Annotated in this window: 20 protein-coding genes; 18 read left to right on the top strand and 2 right to left on the bottom strand. The window is 38.7% G+C overall.

The annotated features are described in order from the left end of the window. Window positions 1-44: 44 nt before the first annotated feature. From thrC to MOZ64_RS03415, 16 genes are all read left to right on the top strand, one after another. On the top strand, window positions 45-1,520 hold the full coding sequence (gene thrC, locus MOZ64_RS03490) for a threonine synthase (protein WP_320325220.1): 1,476 nt from the start codon (window positions 45-47) through the stop codon (window positions 1,518-1,520). Further along, window positions 1,513-2,370 (top strand): homoserine kinase, encoded by an 858-nt coding sequence (gene thrB / locus MOZ64_RS03485; RefSeq protein WP_320325219.1) that lies wholly within the window; start codon window positions 1,513-1,515, stop codon window positions 2,368-2,370. Before thrC ends, thrB begins: the two co-directional genes overlap by 8 nt. After that, entirely contained in the window at window positions 2,363-2,797 is a 435-nt protein-coding gene (locus MOZ64_RS03480; protein WP_128520779.1) for an ACT domain-containing protein, read from the top strand. Before thrB ends, MOZ64_RS03480 begins: the two co-directional genes overlap by 8 nt. Before the next feature lies 1 nt (window position 2,798). Next, window positions 2,799-3,488 carry a TIGR01906 family membrane protein gene (locus MOZ64_RS03475; protein WP_320325218.1) on the top strand — a complete coding sequence of 230 codons (690 nt, stop codon included), beginning with the start codon at window positions 2,799-2,801 and terminating at the stop codon, window positions 3,486-3,488. Continuing rightward, the gene (locus MOZ64_RS03470) at window positions 3,485-4,033 is read left to right on the top strand and encodes a Maf family protein (protein WP_320325217.1); all 549 of its coding nucleotides are present in this window, start codon (window positions 3,485-3,487) and stop codon (window positions 4,031-4,033) included. Before MOZ64_RS03475 ends, MOZ64_RS03470 begins: the two co-directional genes overlap by 4 nt. A 65-nt stretch (window positions 4,034-4,098) precedes the next feature. Beyond that, on the top strand, window positions 4,099-4,383 hold the full coding sequence (locus MOZ64_RS03465) for an HU family DNA-binding protein (RefSeq protein WP_320325216.1): 285 nt from the start codon (window positions 4,099-4,101) through the stop codon (window positions 4,381-4,383). 111 nt (window positions 4,384-4,494) lie between these two features. Beyond that, window positions 4,495-6,093, top strand: coding sequence for a putative manganese-dependent inorganic diphosphatase (locus MOZ64_RS03460; RefSeq protein WP_320325215.1), 1,599 nt, complete (start codon window positions 4,495-4,497; stop codon window positions 6,091-6,093). Next, a complete protein-coding gene (gene pepT, locus MOZ64_RS03455) occupies window positions 6,090-7,280 on the top strand; it encodes a peptidase T (protein ID WP_320325214.1) in 1,191 nt (396 codons plus the stop codon). Before MOZ64_RS03460 ends, pepT begins: the two co-directional genes overlap by 4 nt. A gap of 37 nt (window positions 7,281-7,317) precedes the next feature. Further along, window positions 7,318-7,965 (top strand): PP2C family protein-serine/threonine phosphatase, encoded by a 648-nt coding sequence (locus MOZ64_RS03450; RefSeq protein WP_320325213.1) that lies wholly within the window; start codon window positions 7,318-7,320, stop codon window positions 7,963-7,965. Window positions 7,966-8,036: 71 nt separating this feature from the next. Continuing rightward, window positions 8,037-8,525 carry a hypothetical protein gene (locus MOZ64_RS03445; protein ID WP_320325212.1) on the top strand — a complete coding sequence of 163 codons (489 nt, stop codon included), beginning with the start codon at window positions 8,037-8,039 and terminating at the stop codon, window positions 8,523-8,525. Window position 8,526: 1 nt separating this feature from the next. Beyond that, window positions 8,527-9,282 carry a hypothetical protein gene (locus MOZ64_RS03440; protein ID WP_320325211.1) on the top strand — a complete coding sequence of 252 codons (756 nt, stop codon included), beginning with the start codon at window positions 8,527-8,529 and terminating at the stop codon, window positions 9,280-9,282. A 78-nt stretch (window positions 9,283-9,360) separates the two neighbouring features. Next, on the top strand, window positions 9,361-10,068 hold the full coding sequence (locus MOZ64_RS03435) for a FadR/GntR family transcriptional regulator (protein WP_320325210.1): 708 nt from the start codon (window positions 9,361-9,363) through the stop codon (window positions 10,066-10,068). Between the two features lie 86 nt (window positions 10,069-10,154). Continuing rightward, window positions 10,155-11,183 (top strand): ketol-acid reductoisomerase, encoded by a 1,029-nt coding sequence (gene ilvC, locus MOZ64_RS03430; protein WP_320325209.1) that lies wholly within the window; start codon window positions 10,155-10,157, stop codon window positions 11,181-11,183. Between the two features lie 78 nt (window positions 11,184-11,261). Next, window positions 11,262-13,022: a 1,4-alpha-glucan branching protein GlgB gene (gene glgB, locus MOZ64_RS03425; protein ID WP_320325208.1), complete on the top strand. Its 1,761-nt coding sequence runs from the start codon at window positions 11,262-11,264 to the stop codon at window positions 13,020-13,022. Window position 13,023: 1 nt separating this feature from the next. Further along, window positions 13,024-13,578, top strand: a complete 555-nt coding sequence (locus tag MOZ64_RS03420) for a chromate transporter (protein ID WP_320325207.1) — start codon at window positions 13,024-13,026, stop codon at window positions 13,576-13,578. Next, a complete protein-coding gene (locus tag MOZ64_RS03415; RefSeq protein WP_320325206.1) occupies window positions 13,575-14,102 on the top strand; it encodes a chromate transporter in 528 nt (175 codons plus the stop codon). Before MOZ64_RS03420 ends, MOZ64_RS03415 begins: the two co-directional genes overlap by 4 nt. Window positions 14,103-14,196: 94 nt before the next feature. On the opposite strand, the gene cysK is transcribed toward MOZ64_RS03415, so the two are convergent. Together cysK and MOZ64_RS03405 are read right to left on the bottom strand one after the other, a co-directional pair. Next, window positions 14,197-15,123: a cysteine synthase A gene (gene cysK, locus MOZ64_RS03410; RefSeq protein WP_320325205.1), complete on the bottom strand. Its 927-nt coding sequence runs from the start codon at window positions 15,121-15,123 to the stop codon at window positions 14,197-14,199. 192 nt (window positions 15,124-15,315) lie between these two features. Then, entirely contained in the window at window positions 15,316-15,753 is a 438-nt protein-coding gene (locus MOZ64_RS03405) for an RrF2 family transcriptional regulator (protein ID WP_320325204.1), read from the bottom strand. Window positions 15,754-15,937: 184 nt separating this feature from the next. Between MOZ64_RS03405 and pfkA the strand changes: the two genes are divergently transcribed. Beyond that, the gene (pfkA, locus tag MOZ64_RS03400; protein ID WP_320325203.1) at window positions 15,938-16,900 is read left to right on the top strand and encodes a 6-phosphofructokinase; all 963 of its coding nucleotides are present in this window, start codon (window positions 15,938-15,940) and stop codon (window positions 16,898-16,900) included. 96 nt (window positions 16,901-16,996) lie between these two features. Next, window positions 16,997-17,368, top strand: a complete 372-nt coding sequence (locus MOZ64_RS03395; RefSeq protein ID WP_320325202.1) for a metal-dependent transcriptional regulator — start codon at window positions 16,997-16,999, stop codon at window positions 17,366-17,368. The last annotated feature ends 1 nt before the right edge of the window (window position 17,369 follow it).

Below are 17,369 nucleotides of genomic sequence, written 5' to 3'. Positions count from 1 at the left end.
GACATTGTATCATAGGAGATGTAGATTTTCAAGGAGGATTTGACATGCACGAAGTATACGAATCTACTCGAAATAGAGATCGAAAAATCACTAGTAAACAAGCCATTTTTGAAGGTATTTCTCCGGATGGAGGATTATATGTTTGGCCAGAACTAGCTCAAGTACAATTAGATTTGACTACGATTTGTAAACAAAGTTATCAAGAAAATGCTGTATATATTTTGCATCATTTATTACCTGATTTCACCAAAGAAGAATTGGAACAATGTGTGGCCAATGCCTATGGGAACACCTTTTCTTCACCAGACATCACCCCACTACGTAAAGTAGGTGATGTGTATGTATTGGAATTATTCCATGGACCTACATCTGCCTTTAAGGATGTTGCCTTGACTTTGCTTCCTCAATTGATGTCGGTCGCCTTACGATCGGCACATCAGAAAGCCTTGATCCTTACGGCAACTAGCGGTGATACCGGCAAGGCAGCTTTGGCTGGTTTTCAAGATGTAAAAGATACGGGTATTGTGGTTTTTTATCCCGATCATAAAGTCAGTCAGGTACAATATCGTCAAATGGTCACCCAACGAGGCAAGAATGTCAAAGTATATGGTGTGAAAGGTAATTTTGATGATGCGCAAAGCAAGGTAAAAGAATTATTCTTGGATCCTGATTTGCGTGAAGTGGCTGCCAAATATCATGTGCGTTTGACCAGTGCGAATTCTATCAATATTGGTCGCTTGGTTCCGCAAATTGTTTATTATTTTGAAGCCTATAAGCAATTGGTCAACCAAGGCGTGATCCAATTGGGAGATAAGATTTCTTATAGTGTTCCTACTGGTAATTTTGGTGATGTGTTAGCCGGTTATTATGGCTACTTGATGGGATTGCCTGTTGAAAAATTCTATGTTGCTTCCAATGCGAACCATGTGTTGACTGATTTTTTAACAACGGGTATTTATGATCGAAATCGTGAATTTATTCAAACCATCTCACCAAGTATGGATATTTTGATTAGTTCGAATTTGGAACGCTTGCTCTATTATGTATCCAATTGTGATGCAGACTTTGTGAAAGGTTGCATGGATGAATTGGCGCAAACCGGGAAATATCAAATTCCAGCGGATTTGTTGAAAAAGATCCAATCCTTATTTGATTGTGGTTATATTGATGATGTACAAACCAAAGCGGTCATTGGTAAAACGTATCAAGAAACGAACGAAATTTTGGATCCTCATTCTGCAATTGGGTATGAAATTGGTAAAGCAGCTAAGGAGCGTCCAATGGTGACTTTGGCTACCGCCAGTCCTTATAAATTTGCCCAAGATGTATTGGATGCCATTGGCGTAAAAGAAGCAGATCCGATGCAGGCCATGAAAAAATTGGAAGACTATGCCCATGAAAAAACACCAAAGGGATTGGCTGAATTGAATGATTTACCAATTCTACATAAAGATGTCATTTCAATCGATGATATGAAACAAGATGTCGCCAATTATATTGAGGAGTTGTTTCATGATTAAAGTGTGTGTCCCTGCTACATCGGCCAATTGTTGTGTTGGTTTTGATTGTATGGGGATTGCTCTAGATTGGTGGTCAACCTTTACATTTGATGTTGCACATACGACATGGATTTCTGGTTGTGATCCTCAATTTGGGACACCAGACAATTTAGTCCTGCAAGCATTTTATCGAACTTGCGAAATATTGGATGTAAAAAAACCAGCCGTTCATTTGCACATTCAAACGGATATTCCGTTCAGTCATGGTTTTGGGTCTTCGGCCACATGCATTGTTGCAGGAATCTTAGGTGCGAATGCCTGGTTTCATACATCGTTAACAAAAGCGGATGTATTAAAAATTGCGACCGATATTGAAGGTCATCCAGATAATGTGGCACCAGCAATTTTTGGTGCAGCTACGGTATCCATCATGATCGATGGGATACCTCATATGACCTATCTTCCAACCGCAAATTGGCAGATCTTGGCCATCGTGCCAAAAGAAACCATATCGACCAAAGCAGCACGAAAAGTTTTGCCACCATCGATTTCGTTTGATCAGGCCAAACAACAAGTGGCCCATGCTTTGGTGTTTGAGCAAGCTTTACAAACAGGAGATGAAGAAGCTTTATTTCTGAGTTGCGTTGATTATTTACATGAACCCTATAGAAAAGATTTGATCCCAGAATATGAAGGGATTCATGCCTATTGTCAAGCACATGATTTATCCATGTGGATTTCTGGTTCGGGTAGTTCGATGCTTGCGATTTCAAAAGACAAGAAAAAATTAGATGATCTTGCCAGTACATTGGTTGTTCCTTGGCATCATGTACAAATTTCTCAAAAAGGAGCGTATATAGAGTATGAGTAAGTATTATGTCGTTTCCTCAGATATATTGCCAGATGTATTAGAAAAAGTCATAGAAGCACGTAACTTGTTGCAGTCAGGAAAGGTCAAACGCATTAGTGAAGCTGTAAAAGCGGTTGGTGTATCACGTGGTACGTATTATAAATATAAAGATGCTGTTTTTTCTTTCAATGATGAAACATCTCGTCGCCGAGCGGTCATTACGATGATCATCTCTCAACAAGCAGGGTCTTTATCCAAAGTATTGAATTTAGTAGCTTCTAAAAATGGGAATATCTTAGCGATCAATCAAACAATACCTATCAATGGGATCCATACTTTATCTTTGACCTTGGATATCACCGATATGGATGTCACGATCGACGTTTTCTTGCATTTATTGTCAAATCTAGATGTCATCGATAAAGTAGATCTGGTTGCTGTAGAATAAGATGAAAAAATGGATCTGTTTACTTTTTGGTTGGTGTGTCATTGTTGCCGTTCTTTTATGGAGCGTGCGACTTTGGGCGCTTCAACCAAGTTTTTATTATCACATCTATGATCGTATGGATCTAGCGGCGCGTTTGGATGTTTCAGATCGTGACCTGGATCGTTGTATTACGGTATTGTTGGATTATCTAAAAGATGATCGACAAGACATTCAAGTGACCATTACCCAATCCAAAACGAAACGCAAAGCTTTTGATTGGCGTGAAACGACCCATATGAAGGATGTGAAACAATTTTATCAAAATGCGATGATGGTCAGAAACATCCTATCGATGGCAGCCATTGGGATTGGGATATGTATGTATCGTAAGAAAAATGGCAAATTCTTTTTGGCGAAGGGATATTTACGTGCGTGTATCGGTTTTCTGATATTGATTGGGATCTTAGGAATGTGGATCTTGACCGATTTTACGGATTTCTGGACGCATTTTCATCAAGTCTTCTTTACCAATGAGTATTGGTTATTGACCCCAGGTGTAGACTTTATGATTGATATGTTACCAGAAACGGTTTTTTCACAATTAGTCATTCGCATCGTGATCACAGTCATAGTGATCTTAGGATGTGTTTGTATAGGGTGTGGGCGTCTACTCTTAAAAAAAGCACCCATTGGATTTGAGGAGGATTCATGAAAATAGTATTGGCTTCGAATTCACCGCGAAGAAAAGAATTATTGGAACAGGCTCATTTTCGCTTTGAAGTGGAACCTGCCAAAGTAGAAGAGGTATTTGATGAAAGCTTACCCATTGATGAAGCTTTAATGAAAGTAGCGCAAACAAAGGCTATGGATGTTGCGGATGTGTATCCGGACTATGTTGTGATTGGTGCGGATACGATCGTTTATTTTCAAGGAAAACGGTTAGGAAAACCGAAAAATAAAAACGAAGCAAAAAGATGTCTGCATGCATTATCCAATCAAACCCATGAAGTGAAAACGGGGGTTTGTATCATCAAAGATCATCAGTGTTATCCGTTTGTGGAAACGACCAAGGTCCATTTTCGTGATGTATCGAATGATGAAATCAATCGGTATGTAAATAGTGGTTCTTGTATGGATAAAGCCGGTGCATATGGAATCCAAGAATGCGATTTTGTGGAATGGATCGATGGATCGTATTCCAATGTTGTGGGCTTACCAATGGAAAGAATATGTCAATTTTTCCACGTGCGGTTTTAGCTTTTCTTTTCAGTTTGTAAGTGTTACAATAAGCGCGTTCAAGAATTAAAGGAGGAACAATTATCATGGCAGAAGTGGTAAAAAAACAAGACTTAGCTAATGCATTAGCTGAAGAGTATGGTATTTCGAAAAAAGATGCGACTGCATATGTACAAAGCGTATTTGATACGATTGCTGATACATTGAAAAATGATGGAACCGTTGATGTATTTGGCTTTGGAAAATTTACCTTGGCTCAACGTTCAGCTCGTACAGGTATTAACCCAATGACGAAGGAAAAGATTGAGATTCCTGCTTCGAAGAGCGTTAAATTCAAAGCAGCAAAAACTTTGAAAGACGCAGTGAAATAAGGATATGGACTAAGAGCACGATGTGCTCTTTTTTTAAAATATGTGCGAAACCGTGAAAGCGCTATAAATTTTGTTATAATAGATACAGACTATTAGAAAACGAGGAAATTTATGAGTTTACCAATTTACGTAATAGGACATAAACATCCAGATACGGATGCGATATGTTCTGCATTGGCGCTTACGGCCTTTAAAGAAGCCCAAGGAATTCATGCCGTAGCCGGTCGAATTGGACATTTAAGTCCAGAAACTTCATTTATATTAGATAAAGTAGGCATACAACCGCCACTATATATGAATACTGCCAAATGTTCTTTATCTGAAATCGAAATTGATGAAGCTGTTCGGGTGCATCCAGACGATACGATTCGTTTTGCTTGGGATGTTTGTTTAGAGCATCATGTAAAAACATTATATGTCGTTAATGAAGAAGATGAATATCTAGGTATTTGTACGATCAATGACATTTCAAAGATCCAGATGCAGGATGTGAGCATCACCAAAGATTTATTAAAAGATACCCCTCTAGCAAATATTGTCCGTGCTTTAAAAGGTCAATTTATTTATGAGGGAAATCTTTGTCGTAGTGGATATGTGCGCATATCGGATAAACGGTTGAATGAAAGAAATTTGGAAGGGGCCATCATGGTCTTGGATGATCATGAAGATGATATGTTTAAGAGTATCGTTCGTGGTTGTGCTGTCATTGTTTGTACGCAAAATTATCGTCCATCGGATTATATCATCGAAATTGCCAAACAAAAGGGTGCAACATTGATCCAGACGCCCTACAATATCATGAAAGTGATCCAAATGATTTATCGTTCCATTCCGGTATCTTTTATCATGACGCCAAAAGAAAAGATCATATCTTTTAGTCAATCGGAATTTGTGGAGCAAGTGGAAAGTGAAATGTTGAAAACGCGTCATTCGAGTTATCCCGTCCTTTTTCAGAATCATTTGGTGGGTTCGGTTGCACGATATCATTTGTTGAAGAGTGAAAAGAAAAAATTTATCTTGGTTGATCATAATGAAGTCAAACAATCGATTGATGATATTGAGACGGCTGAAATTGTGGAAATCGTGGATCATCATCGTATTGGTGATATTGAAACAAGTCGTCCCATTTCGTTTCGAAATATGATTATTGGTAGTACTTGCTCGATCGTTGCGATGATGTATCGCGAAGCCCATATTCATATGTCCAATGAAATAGCCATGTTATGTGCCTATGGCATGATCAGTGATACATTAAATTTTCATTCACCGACAACAACACAAATAGATATAGATCTAAAGGCATATTTGGAAAAAGAATATGGATTGTGTTTGAACGACATGGCAAAAGAACTATTTGAAAATACGGCAACTATCAAGGGAAAGGAATTTAAAAACTTATTGTATAACGATACAAAAGAATATATCTTGAGTGGTCATCGTATCGATATTTCACAAGTATTTACTTATAATCTGGATGATGTAGATTATATCGAAAAAGATTTTAAGGCATTTATGGAACAAGAAAACAAAAAGCTTCATTATGATTTATTGATGATGGTCTTTACCAATGTAGAAGGCAATGGCTCTCGTTTCTTATGTGTCGGTGATCTAGCACAAGATGTGGCACCGGCCGTAGCTCGTTTTGCCGATCAGCAATTTGTTTCTCGGAAAAAACAAATCGTACCGTCACTAGCGCAGGTGTTATTATGAGTGTTGCCAATCGTTTTTTGCGGTATATATCGTATGATACCCAATCCAATGAAGAAAGTACGACAATTCCCAGTACCGCAAAACAATGGGAATTATCGAATCAATTGTATAAAGAATGTCTTTCCTTGTTTGATCATGTTGAACAAGGAAACGATGGGATTGTTTATGCAACATTAAATGCCACCAAAGCGGACGATTCCATTGGGCTTTTAGCTCATATGGATACAGCAACTGAAATCAGTGGAGCCAGGGTGGAACCACAGATGATTCGTGATTATGATGGGCAATCGATTACTTTAAAGAATGGACTTGTGATCGATCCGGACATCTATCCGGTATTGAAGACATGTATCCACGATGACTTGATCGTAACGGATGGAAATACCTTATTGGGTGGAGATGATAAAGCGGGGATCGCCATTATTCTTACGGCTATCGAACAAATACGATCGTTACCACATGGTAAGATTTGTGTTGCGTTTACTGTGGATGAAGAAATTGGTCGTGGTACGGATACATTTGATTTGCAGAAGTTTCCAGTCGATTATGCATATACGATCGATGGCGATCGTATTGATAATGTTGAATATGAAAATTTTAATGCAGCCCAAGCGACGATCACGATCAAAGGAACCGCAATTCATCCTGGCGAAGGTAAAGATAAATTAGTGAATGCTTCTTTGTTGGCGATGGATTTTGCCCATTGTATTCCGCATAATCAAACGCCAGCCCATACGCAAGGTAGAGAAGGGTTCTTTCATTTATTAAAGCTGGAGGGTGATGTGGCCAAGGCAAAGATGGTCTATATCATTCGTGATCATGATGCCACAAAATTTGCACGTAAGAAAGCGTTGATGAACAATGTTGTCGATGCTTTAAATGACAAGTATGGACAAAGATTTTCCATCGAAATGCATGATCAATATCATAATATGGCCGAATTTATGACCGATAAGACGCCAGTATATCGGGCGAAAAAAGCGATGGCGCGCTGTGGCTTGGAAGCGGTATCCATCCCGATTCGTGGCGGAACGGATGGCGCGATGTTGAGTGAAAAGGGATTGGCTTGCCCCAATCTGGGTACGGGAACGTTTCTTCATCATGGACCACGGGAATTTGCTTCTCTTTCTAAAATGGCACAAATGGTAGAAATATTGGTACAAATTATCAAAGGTGAGGGTATCTAGGATGCCCTTTTTTGTGTTTTTTTATATAATACAAGTAATGAAAATTCAAGCATTCAGCATAGCTGGGAAAAAAGCACAGAATGAAGATTATTTTGGTGTATATCAGAAAGGTCGAAAGTTGATCATGCCATCAAGTTGGATCCATACACGACATGCGAAAGATCATGTGGGATTGTTTGTTGCGGATGGGGTTTCTACTTCGAATGCTCCTTTGCGGGCTGCTCGTTTTACTTGTCAACAATTGGCAGACTGGCAAGGGCAAGACATTCAAAAGACATTGCAAGCCATGGATCAAACAATCAAAAAAAGGATGAATGGATCCATGTGCACGGTTTCGGGTGGATATATCGAAAAAAAACGACTTACGTATTTTAATGTGGGAGATAGTCCGATTTTTTTGTTTCGGGATCATACTTTGATGCTTTTATCAAAACCGCATATTTTAGAAGGCTATCCGCATGTGATTACTTCTTGTATGGGGTATTTAACGGCTTACTATGCGCATTCTTTGTCTATTCAAGCAAGGGATCAATTGGTTTTTGGTTCAGATGGTGTACTGGAGTCTTTATCTGTGGATGAATTAGCTCATGCATTGGATCAAAATACATCGATCGAACAAATTTTTCAAATGGCATTGCATGCCGGCTCACAAGATAATATGACTTTGATTCGAGTCCAAATTTAAGGATACTTTTGGGTATCTATTTTTTATTTTATGGGGGATAGTGTACAATGGGTACATGGGAGGATGATACAATGGAAATGAATAGAATTGATATTTCCAACATCAAAGAAATCAATAAACGGCAGGTGTGTTGCACATATGTTCCTACGTTTCCATTGAATCATGATGTTGTTTGTGCCATGATCCAAGTCTGGGCTTTACGGGATCTAGCTAAAATACAAAATTTGGAGACATATGAAAAGAAAGATTATCAAAATGTTTGTCACTATCAGGATGTAGATGCCAAAACTTTTGATGGTTTTCATGATCCGGACCTTCGCGGATTGGTTTGTCCAGATGTTTTTGTAGAAGGAGAAAGCCAATCTTGTGATTGTTGGATTCGATTTGCGTTTTTGGAATCAGAAAACAAAATTGAATTGCATTGTCCAAATGATTATATTGTGAATCGATTTTTATTAGGTGGAAATCAAAGAGAGCGTTCTTTGCATGCGTTTGCACATTTGATGGATGCGATGGAAATCGAGGCATATGTTTTTCTGGCCAAAGAAAAGGAGCGATAATATGTCATCAAATTTAGATAGAGGTTCAAAATTACGAATTGCGATAGCCATCGTTTTAGCTTTAGCTTTTATGGTTGTTTTGATCTTTAATATTCAATTGCGTATGATGCCGGAATGGAGCAATACCAGCTTGCATTATGAATTGGGTCAAAAGATTGATATCAAAGCGACGGATGTTTTGAGTCGCAATGCTTATTCTTTTAAGGTAGATACCAGTAAGATCAATAAGAACAAGCCAGGGGTTTATATTGTGAAGGCTTCGTTTGATTCGGTTGCAGGTAAACAAGTCAAATATTTGCGTGTCACTATTTCGGATACGAAAAAACCGACGTTTACCAAGGCACCGACGAGCGTGAAAGTCACTGTGGGTGATGATAGCTATGACTTCAGCAAGAAATTTAAAGCGAAGGATCAAACGAAAGTCACATTATCGTTTGATACAAGTGCTGTAGATTTTAATACACCGGGTACGTATACGGCCAAAGTAACAGCGTCTGATACATCGGGCAATGAAAGAACAAAGAAATTTAAGGTAAAAGTTGTTTGGTCTACGAGTGAAGATATCACGACACAGGAATCAACAACAACGCAACAACAGACAACCACGGATCCGAGCACAAATACGTATGATGCCAATGCGAATGACTCCTACAATGGAACATATGAAGACAACAACAATACGTATACACCAACCACACCTTATGATTATGATACATCGGAATATGATCCAAGCTTAGGTTGGAATACGGCTGCGTAAGAAGGCTTTGGCCTTCTTTTTTTTAAGTTGTCTTATAAATAATTTGAGTTGTCTGATGTTTTGGGATATAGTTGTTTTATGGCAAATCAAACTTTATCTCAAAAAACAGCTGATCAACTTAGAGAATCTATCTTGACCAATCATGTCTACATGCCGGGTCAGAAATTACCCAATGAAAATCAACTTTCAATTCAAATGGGGATCAGTCGAACCACTTTGCGGGAAGCAATTCGTATTTTAGTCTCAGAAGGCTTGTTGCGAGTGGAAAGAGGAAATGGCACTTTTGTGGTGAATCAGGGAGATATCAAAACGGATTCTCAACTGGATATGCAAGAGGTGCAATCCATGAAAGTGACGTTGCATGATTTATTTGAAACGCGATTGATGATCGAACCACAAGCGGCGGAATTGGCTTGTCAAAGGGCGACAGATGAGGAGATTGCGCATATTTTAAAGCTCGGTGAAACGGTGCAACATTTGATTTTGTTGGATCCTACGGCTCAAGAACGCATTAGTACCGAAACGGAATTTCATTCGTCGATCATTCGTGCGGCTCATAATGAATTTTTGAATAATTTTATCATGGTCATCAAGGAAACCATCGAAAAAACATTTGAATTTCATGCGAATTTGGAATTGATCGCACAAGATGCATATGCCGATCATATTTTGATCATGGAGTTTTTAAAACATCGGGATGGACCAGCATTGCGTAGTGCGGTATTGATCCATTTGCATCATACTTTGATTCGTGAAGAAATTTCGGTAGAAAAAACAAATCTTTGATTGACAATTGGCTTGAAGCGTTTTATGATTGTCATACAACAACACATAAAGTTGTATGACAACTTACCATGAAGGAGGAAAAGAACATGGCAGAACAAGCAAGAATTTTTTATGAAAGTGATTGTGATCTATCTTATTTGGATGGAAAGAAAATTGCCATCATTGGTTATGGATCACAGGGACATGCACATGCATTGAACTTAAAAGAAAGTGGTGCAGATGTCATCGTTGGATTGTATAAAGGATCTAAATCTTGGAAAAAAGCAGAAGAACAAGGTTTAAAAGTATATACTTCTGCAGAGGCAGCAAAACAAGCAGATATCATCATGATCTTGATCAATGATGAAAAACAAGCAGATATGTATAAGAAAGATATCGAACCAAACTTGGAACCAGGCAACATGTTGATGTTTGCGCATGGATTCAACATTCATTTTGGATGTATCGTTCCACCAAAGGATGTCGATGTTACAATGATCGCTCCTAAGGCTCCAGGACATACAGTTCGTTCAGAGTACTTGGAAGGAAAAGGAACACCATGCTTGATCGCTGTTGAACAAGATGCAACTGGACATGCTTGGGATATCGCAAAGGCATATGGTGCTGCAATCGGTGGTGCTCGTGCTGGATTGTTGGAAACAACATATCGTACAGAAACGGAAACCGACTTATTCGGTGAACAAGCTGTTCTTTGTGGTGGTGTATGTGCATTGATGCAAGCTGGTTTCGAAACATTGTGTGAAGCAGGTTATGATCCTCGTAATGCTTATTTTGAATGTATCCATGAAATGAAATTGATCGTTGATTTGATCTATCAATCTGGATTTGCGGGAATGCGTTATTCAATTTCGAATACAGCAGAATATGGTGATTACATCACTGGACCAAAGATCATTACTGAAGACACTAAGAAAGCGATGCGTCAGGTATTAAGTGATATCCAAGATGGAACATTCGCTAAAGATTTCTTGCTTGATATGTCTCCTGCTGGTGGACAAGTTCACTTTAAGGCTTTGCGTAAGAAAGCTGCTGAACATCCATGTGAAAAAGTCGGTGAAGAAATCCGTGCTTTGTATTCTTGGAACAATGAAGGCGACAAATTGATCAACAACTAATAAATAATCGGCACTTCTTCGGAAGTGCTTTTTTTATGGTATGATGAAACTACGAAATGACTTCGTGGAGGAAAATATATGAAACGGCAAGATTTTTATGAGGGCAAAGCATTTGATGCTTATACATATTTTGGTGCACATCCCCAAAATGCGGGGGTCATCTTTCGAACGTATGCACCACAAGCACAAAGCATTTGCGTGATCGGTGAATGGAATCATTGGCAAGAAGAACCGATGAGTCAGGATGCACAAAGTGGCATTTGGGAATTATATTGTAGAGATGCAGAAGTGAATCAAATGTATAAATATGTGATCTATGGAGCCAATGGACGTGTGGAACATTGTGATCCTTATGGTTTTGGGATGGAATTACGACCCAATTATGCATCGATCATACGAGATATCGATGCTCTCTCTTTTACGGATGCATCGTGGATGAACCAACGCTCACGTAATTTTGATCAACCCATGAATATATATGAAATGCATTTGGGATCCTGGAAAACAAATGATCAGGATGAAAATGGATGGTTTTGTTATGATGCCATTGCTAACGATCTTATTGCCTATTGTATCGAAAATCATTTTACCCATGTGGAATTCATGCCGTTAAGTGAATATCCATTCGATGGTTCGTGGGGCTATCAAACGACTGGCCATTTCAGTCCAACCTCTCGTTATGGCAGTGCCAAACAGTTACAAACATTGGTGAATGCCTTACATAATGCGGGTATTGGCGCTATTATTGATTTTGTGCCAGCTCATTTTGCGACAGATCCTTATGGTTTAAAGTTGTATGATGGGTCACAGCTCTATGAGTATCCTACCAGTGATGTGGGTGAAAGTGAATGGGGCACATGTAACTTTATTTATTCTCGTTATGAGGTGCGTAGCTTTTTACAATCGGCCGCAAATTATTGGCTGGATATGTATCATTTTGATGGGATCCGTATGGATGCAGTGAGTCGACTCATTTATTGGATGGGTGATGAAAATCGAGGCGTCAATCCCAAAGCTATTGAATTTTTACAACAAATGAATGCGGGTCTGCATGCTCTGCATCCCAGCGCGATGTTGATTGCGGAAGATTCTACGGCATATCCAAATGTGACCAAGCCAGTGAATGAAGGTGGTTTGGAGTTTGACTATAAATGGGATCTTGGCTGGATGAATGATACCTTGGATTATATGATGAAGACCAGTGATGAACGCAAAGAATTATCAAGCAAACTCACATTTTCTATGTATTATTTTTATAAGGAGAGATATTTATTGCCTTTATCACATGATGAAGTTGTACATGGAAAACGAACGATCGTAGATAAGATCTATGGAAGTTATGAAGAAAAATTTGCTCAATTGCGTTCGCTTTATCTGTATATGATGATGCATCCCGGTAAAAAATTGAATTTTATGGGCAATGAAATTGCGATGTTCCGGGAATGGGATGAAACCAAGGCATTGGATTGGTTTTTATTGAAATATCCTATGCATGATACTTTTCATGATTTCTTTAAAGCGTTGGGAACGATTTATCAATCTACTCCACAATTGTATGAATGGGACGATGATCCTCGCAGTTTTGAATGGATCACGATCAATGAAAAGGAAACCAATGTCTATGGATTTAAACGTTCGGCTGGTACGTTAAAACCAGTGGCTGCCTTCTTTAATTTTTCGAATCAGACCCAAACGCTTCATACAGAGGATAAGTGGGTATTGACGCTTCATACGGATTGGGAACGATTCAATGGTTCCACAAAAGAGCCAGAGGAAAAGAAGTCTACGGATCATTTTATTTTACCGCCATTTAGTTCGATTTATGTAGTGATGGAGTAATATGGACACGAAAAAACTTTGGAAAATGTTTACTTCCATGTTTTATTTGAGTGCTTGTACCTTTGGTGGAGGCTATGTGATCGTTTCTTTGATGCGTGATGTATTTGTGAAAAAATACCATTGGATCGATGATGAAGAAATGTTAGATCTGGTGGCGATTGCTCAGTCTAGTCCTGGTGCGATTGCTGTAAATGGTGCAATCGTTGTGGGCTATAAACTATCTGGTATCGTTGGTGTTGCGGTTGCTTTGGTGGCAACGATATTGCCACCTTTTCTTATTTTATCGATCGTATCGCTTGTATACGATGCTTTTATCGCCAATGTCTGGATTCGTTGGTTGTTAGAAGGTATGCAAGCAGGCGTTGTTGCCATCATCCTTTCGGTATGTTTAGATATGGGCATTCCCTATATCAAACACAAAAAATATGTATCTATGCTTTGTTTTGGAATTGCCCTTTGTGCCAATTCGATCTTTCATATCCCTGTAGTATGGATCATTCTTTGTGGTATGGTATTCGCGTGTCTCGAAGTGATTTTCCAGAGGACCAAAAAATGAATATCTACATAACTTTATTTATTAGTTTTATATGGATCGGCGCTTTTAGTTTTGGTGGTGGATATGCGGCTTTACCTTTGATCAAAGAACAAACCGTGACCATTCATCATTGGCTATCCATGAAAGAGTTTACGAATTTGATCACGATTTCTCAAATGACGCCAGGTCCTATTGCCATTAATAGTGCGACCTTTGTTGGTCAAAAAGTGGCTGGTTTAGGTGGGGCAGTTGCTTGCACTTTGGGATGTATTGCACCATCTTTGATCTTGGTCACGATTTTAGCGAAGATTTATTTTATATATCGAAATCTGGATGTGATGAAAAAGATCTTTCAAGTTTTGCGACCTATTGTTCTAGCCATGATCTTGGGATCGGGACTTTTGATCTTGCAAGGATACGCCAAAAATGTATTCTTGGTGATCTTGACATGTGTATGTTTGTTGCTTGCCCGCAAAACCAAACTGAACTTGATTTGGATCATGATCATAGGTGGTCTATGTAATATTGTATTTCATTGCATATAAGAAAGGAATGAAAACGGGCTTTCGATGGTCTTGTATAAAAAAATGTGAACCCACAAAAGGTTCACATTTTTAGGATGGCTGTATTTTAAGGATTTTAGTCTTGGAAAAGGGCAGTAGAATAATAGCGATCGCCACTATCTGGCAACAATACAACAATATTCTTTCCAGCATTTTCTGGCTTCTTAGCTTCTACTAAACCAGCTTGTAAAGCAGCACCACTAGAAATACCAACGCTAATTCCTTCTTTATGCGCTAACAATTTCGCATATTTGAATGCATCTTCATTGGAAACAGTCAATACTTCATCATATACATTGGTATCCAATGTTTCAGGAACAAAACCAGCTCCAATACCTTGGATCTTATGTGGTCCACCATGTCCTTCAGATAATACAGGAGATGTTTCTGGTTCAACCGCAACAACTTTTGTATTAGCTTTTTCTTTTAAATATTTTCCTGTACCTGTAACGGTTCCACCAGTTCCAACACCGGCAACAAATACATCGACTTTACCATCTAGATCTTTATAGATTTCTGGTCCTGTTGTTTCATAGTGGATTTTAGGGTTTGCAGGGTTGGTGAATTGGCTTGGAATAAAGGCAGGGGCATGTGTTTTTGATAATTCTTCAGCTTTCGCAATGGCACCCTTCATTCCTTTTGAACCTTCACTTAAGACAATTTCGGCACCGTATGCTTTAATGATCTGGCGACGTTCAACGCTCATTGTTTCTGGCATTACGATGATCAAATGATATCCTTTGGCGGCGGCAATAGAAGCTAGACCGATACCGGTATTTCCAGAAGTTGGTTCAATGATCGTAGTGCCAGGTGCTAATTTTCCTTCTTTTTCCGCATCTTCGATCATCGATAACGCGATACGATCTTTAACCGATCCGGATGGATTAAAATATTCAACTTTCGCAAATACTTTGGCTTGTAATCCTTCTGCTTTTTCAATGTTTTGTAGTTCTAATAATGGTGTGTTTCCAATTAATTGACTTGCACTTGTATAGTATCCCATGATTCATACCTCCTTAAATTTTCTTTATTGATCTTGGTTTCTATATGTAAGTTTTGACAACAACAATCGCTATTCATTGTAAGCCCCCTTTCGCTTGGGTTGTCTATATCATAACCTAAAAACCTATAAAGTCAAGAGGAAATATAGGAAAATAAAAAAGACATAAAAAAATGCGATAAATCGCATTATATATTATATATAGTATTCACCACCATTGGATCGTTCTTGATCAACCAGGTCCTGAATTGTCACATGGTCAACCACATCGCAGATAGCTTTGTATAATTTTTGCCAAACCATGATATCGATGGTATCCAGACTGTCCGATGGAATGGTATGAAGATCTGAATCCACTTGATCCACGGGAGCAAGTGAGCCTTCCGTTAACCGTAAAATATCACCAACTGTGATCGCATCAAGGTCTTTATTGATATAGTAGCCTCCTTTTGGACCACGTATGCTCCGAATCAATCCAGCACCGGTCAAAGCTGGCATGATTTGCTCTAAGTATTTAAAAGAAATATTTTGACGTTTGGATACATCCTTTAATGCTACCGGTCGATTCGATGGTTGTAAGGCAATATCGAGCATTAATTGGAGGGCATATCTTCCTTTTGTTGAAATTTTCATATAAACTCCTTCTGTTTTTAGTATAAGATAAAAATCCTAGTAAATCAATAGGTATATTGGAGTAAAATATCTTATAGAATTGTTATGATTTTTTTCGAGATTCTTACAAAAATAGAGTATGATAGAAGTGATAAATAAAGAAATGTAAGAAAGTATTTTTAATGTTTTCTTAGGAGGACTTTTTATGGTAAAGAGAATCGGAATTTTGACTTCTGGTGGCGATTCACCAGGGATGAATGCAGCCATTCGAGCTGTTACACGTGTAGGTATCAATGCGGGTCTGGAAGTCTTCGGTATTTATAATGGATACAAAGGAATGACGGAAGGGTATATTGAACCGTTAACACGAGAATCTGTTGGTGAAATTGTCAATCGTGGTGGTACGATCTTAGGCTCTGCACGTCTGCCTGAATTTAAAGATTTAGATGTTCGTCAAAAAGCGGTCAAACAACTTCAAAAACGTGGAATTGAAGCCGTTGTTGTCGTTGGGGGAGATGGTTCCTATCGTGGTGCTTTGGCATTAACGGAAATGGGCGTGAATTGTATTGGTCTGCCAGGCACAATTGATAATGATATTACTTGTACTGACTATACAATAGGATTTCAAACCGCATTAGAAACCGTTGTAGAATGTATCGATAAATTGCGTGATACATCCAATTCACACCATCGTTGCTCCATCGTTGAGGTCATGGGTAATCGTTGTGGCGATTTGGCCCTATGGTCTGGTATTGCTTGTGGAGCAGAAATCATTGTGACAAGCGAAACCGGTTTTGATGAAGAAGAAGTCTTAGGACGTTTGCGTGACTTGGATCTGATCAAGAAAAAGCGTCATGCCATTGTGGTCATTTCGGAAAAGATCACAGATGTGGATCAATTCGCAAAAAAAGTAAGCTTGAATACGGGATTTGCGGGTCGAGCAACAACTCTTGGACATATCCAACGTGGTGGTTCACCTTGTCCATTTGATCGTTTATTGGCTTCTCAAATGGGTGAAAAAGCAGTTGACTTGTTGATGCAGGGCATTGGTGGACAATGTATTGCGATTCGTGATAATAAGATCGTAGCTATTCCGATTACCGAAGCTTTAGGTATGCCACATGAATCCCGTAAACCATTGATGAATTTATTTGAACGCCTCGTTTAACAAAGTGGACAAAACGTCCACTTTGTTTTTTTAGGCAAGTTGTTTGACAACCAGAGAAATTCTAGAATAGAATAAAATAATCAAAGGAGACGGATTATGCAACAATTAGGTGAATCCATGGAGGATTATTTAGAAGCAATATTGGTCTTGTCACAACAACTTGAAAGTGTGCGTAGTGTGGATGTGGCAAGCTATCTTGGGTTTTCTAAACCAAGTGTTTCGCATGCAGTCAAGGTCATGTCGGAAAAAGGCTTAGTTCGATTAGACCAAGGAAAGATCTTACATTTGACAGAGGAAGGCAGAGAAATTGCTCAATCTACCTATCAAAGACATTGTTTCTTTTCTAATATGTTAGAAAATATTGGTGTTGATAAAGAAACGGCCGCAAAGGATGCTTGTCGAATCGAACACGTCATTAGCGAAGAGTCGTTTGAAGCTATTCGGAATTTCTATAATAATAAGAAATAAT

The organism is Absicoccus intestinalis, from assembly GCF_033971885.1.
Lineage (GTDB): Bacteria > Bacillota_I > Bacilli_A > Erysipelotrichales > Erysipelotrichaceae > Absicoccus > Absicoccus intestinalis.
Note: the sequence above shows the minus strand (reverse complement) of the source record. Positions and strands in the feature narration are given on the sequence as shown.

Bases quoted from the DNA above. Each gene is read 5' to 3' on its own strand.
- MOZ64_RS03470 (WP_320325217.1), top strand. From the start codon at position 3,485: ATGAAAATAGTATTGGCTTCGAATTCACCGCGAAGAAAAGAATTATTG.
- MOZ64_RS03435 (WP_320325210.1), top strand. From the start codon at position 9,361: ATGGCAAATCAAACTTTATCTCAAAAAACAGCTGATCAACTTAGAGAA.
- MOZ64_RS03440 (WP_320325211.1), top strand. From the start codon at position 8,527: ATGTCATCAAATTTAGATAGAGGTTCAAAATTACGAATTGCGATAGCC.
- MOZ64_RS03450 (WP_320325213.1), top strand. From the start codon at position 7,318: ATGAAAATTCAAGCATTCAGCATAGCTGGGAAAAAAGCACAGAATGAA.
- MOZ64_RS03445 (WP_320325212.1), top strand. From the start codon at position 8,037: ATGGAAATGAATAGAATTGATATTTCCAACATCAAAGAAATCAATAAA.
- thrB (WP_320325219.1), top strand. From the start codon at position 1,513: ATGATTAAAGTGTGTGTCCCTGCTACATCGGCCAATTGTTGTGTTGGT.
- pepT (WP_320325214.1), top strand. From the start codon at position 6,090: ATGAGTGTTGCCAATCGTTTTTTGCGGTATATATCGTATGATACCCAA.
- cysK (WP_320325205.1), bottom strand. From the start codon at position 15,123: ATGGGATACTATACAAGTGCAAGTCAATTAATTGGAAACACACCATTA.
- glgB (WP_320325208.1), top strand. From the start codon at position 11,262: ATGAAACGGCAAGATTTTTATGAGGGCAAAGCATTTGATGCTTATACA.
- MOZ64_RS03395 (WP_320325202.1), top strand. From the start codon at position 16,997: ATGCAACAATTAGGTGAATCCATGGAGGATTATTTAGAAGCAATATTG.
- MOZ64_RS03415 (WP_320325206.1), top strand. From the start codon at position 13,575: ATGAATATCTACATAACTTTATTTATTAGTTTTATATGGATCGGCGCT.
- MOZ64_RS03460 (WP_320325215.1), top strand. From the start codon at position 4,495: ATGAGTTTACCAATTTACGTAATAGGACATAAACATCCAGATACGGAT.
- pfkA (WP_320325203.1), top strand. From the start codon at position 15,938: ATGGTAAAGAGAATCGGAATTTTGACTTCTGGTGGCGATTCACCAGGG.
- MOZ64_RS03405 (WP_320325204.1), bottom strand. From the start codon at position 15,753: ATGAAAATTTCAACAAAAGGAAGATATGCCCTCCAATTAATGCTCGAT.
- MOZ64_RS03480 (WP_128520779.1), top strand. From the start codon at position 2,363: ATGAGTAAGTATTATGTCGTTTCCTCAGATATATTGCCAGATGTATTA.
- ilvC (WP_320325209.1), top strand. From the start codon at position 10,155: ATGGCAGAACAAGCAAGAATTTTTTATGAAAGTGATTGTGATCTATCT.
- MOZ64_RS03475 (WP_320325218.1), top strand. From the start codon at position 2,799: ATGAAAAAATGGATCTGTTTACTTTTTGGTTGGTGTGTCATTGTTGCC.
- MOZ64_RS03420 (WP_320325207.1), top strand. From the start codon at position 13,024: ATGGACACGAAAAAACTTTGGAAAATGTTTACTTCCATGTTTTATTTG.
- MOZ64_RS03465 (WP_320325216.1), top strand. From the start codon at position 4,099: ATGGCAGAAGTGGTAAAAAAACAAGACTTAGCTAATGCATTAGCTGAA.
- thrC (WP_320325220.1), top strand. From the start codon at position 45: ATGCACGAAGTATACGAATCTACTCGAAATAGAGATCGAAAAATCACT.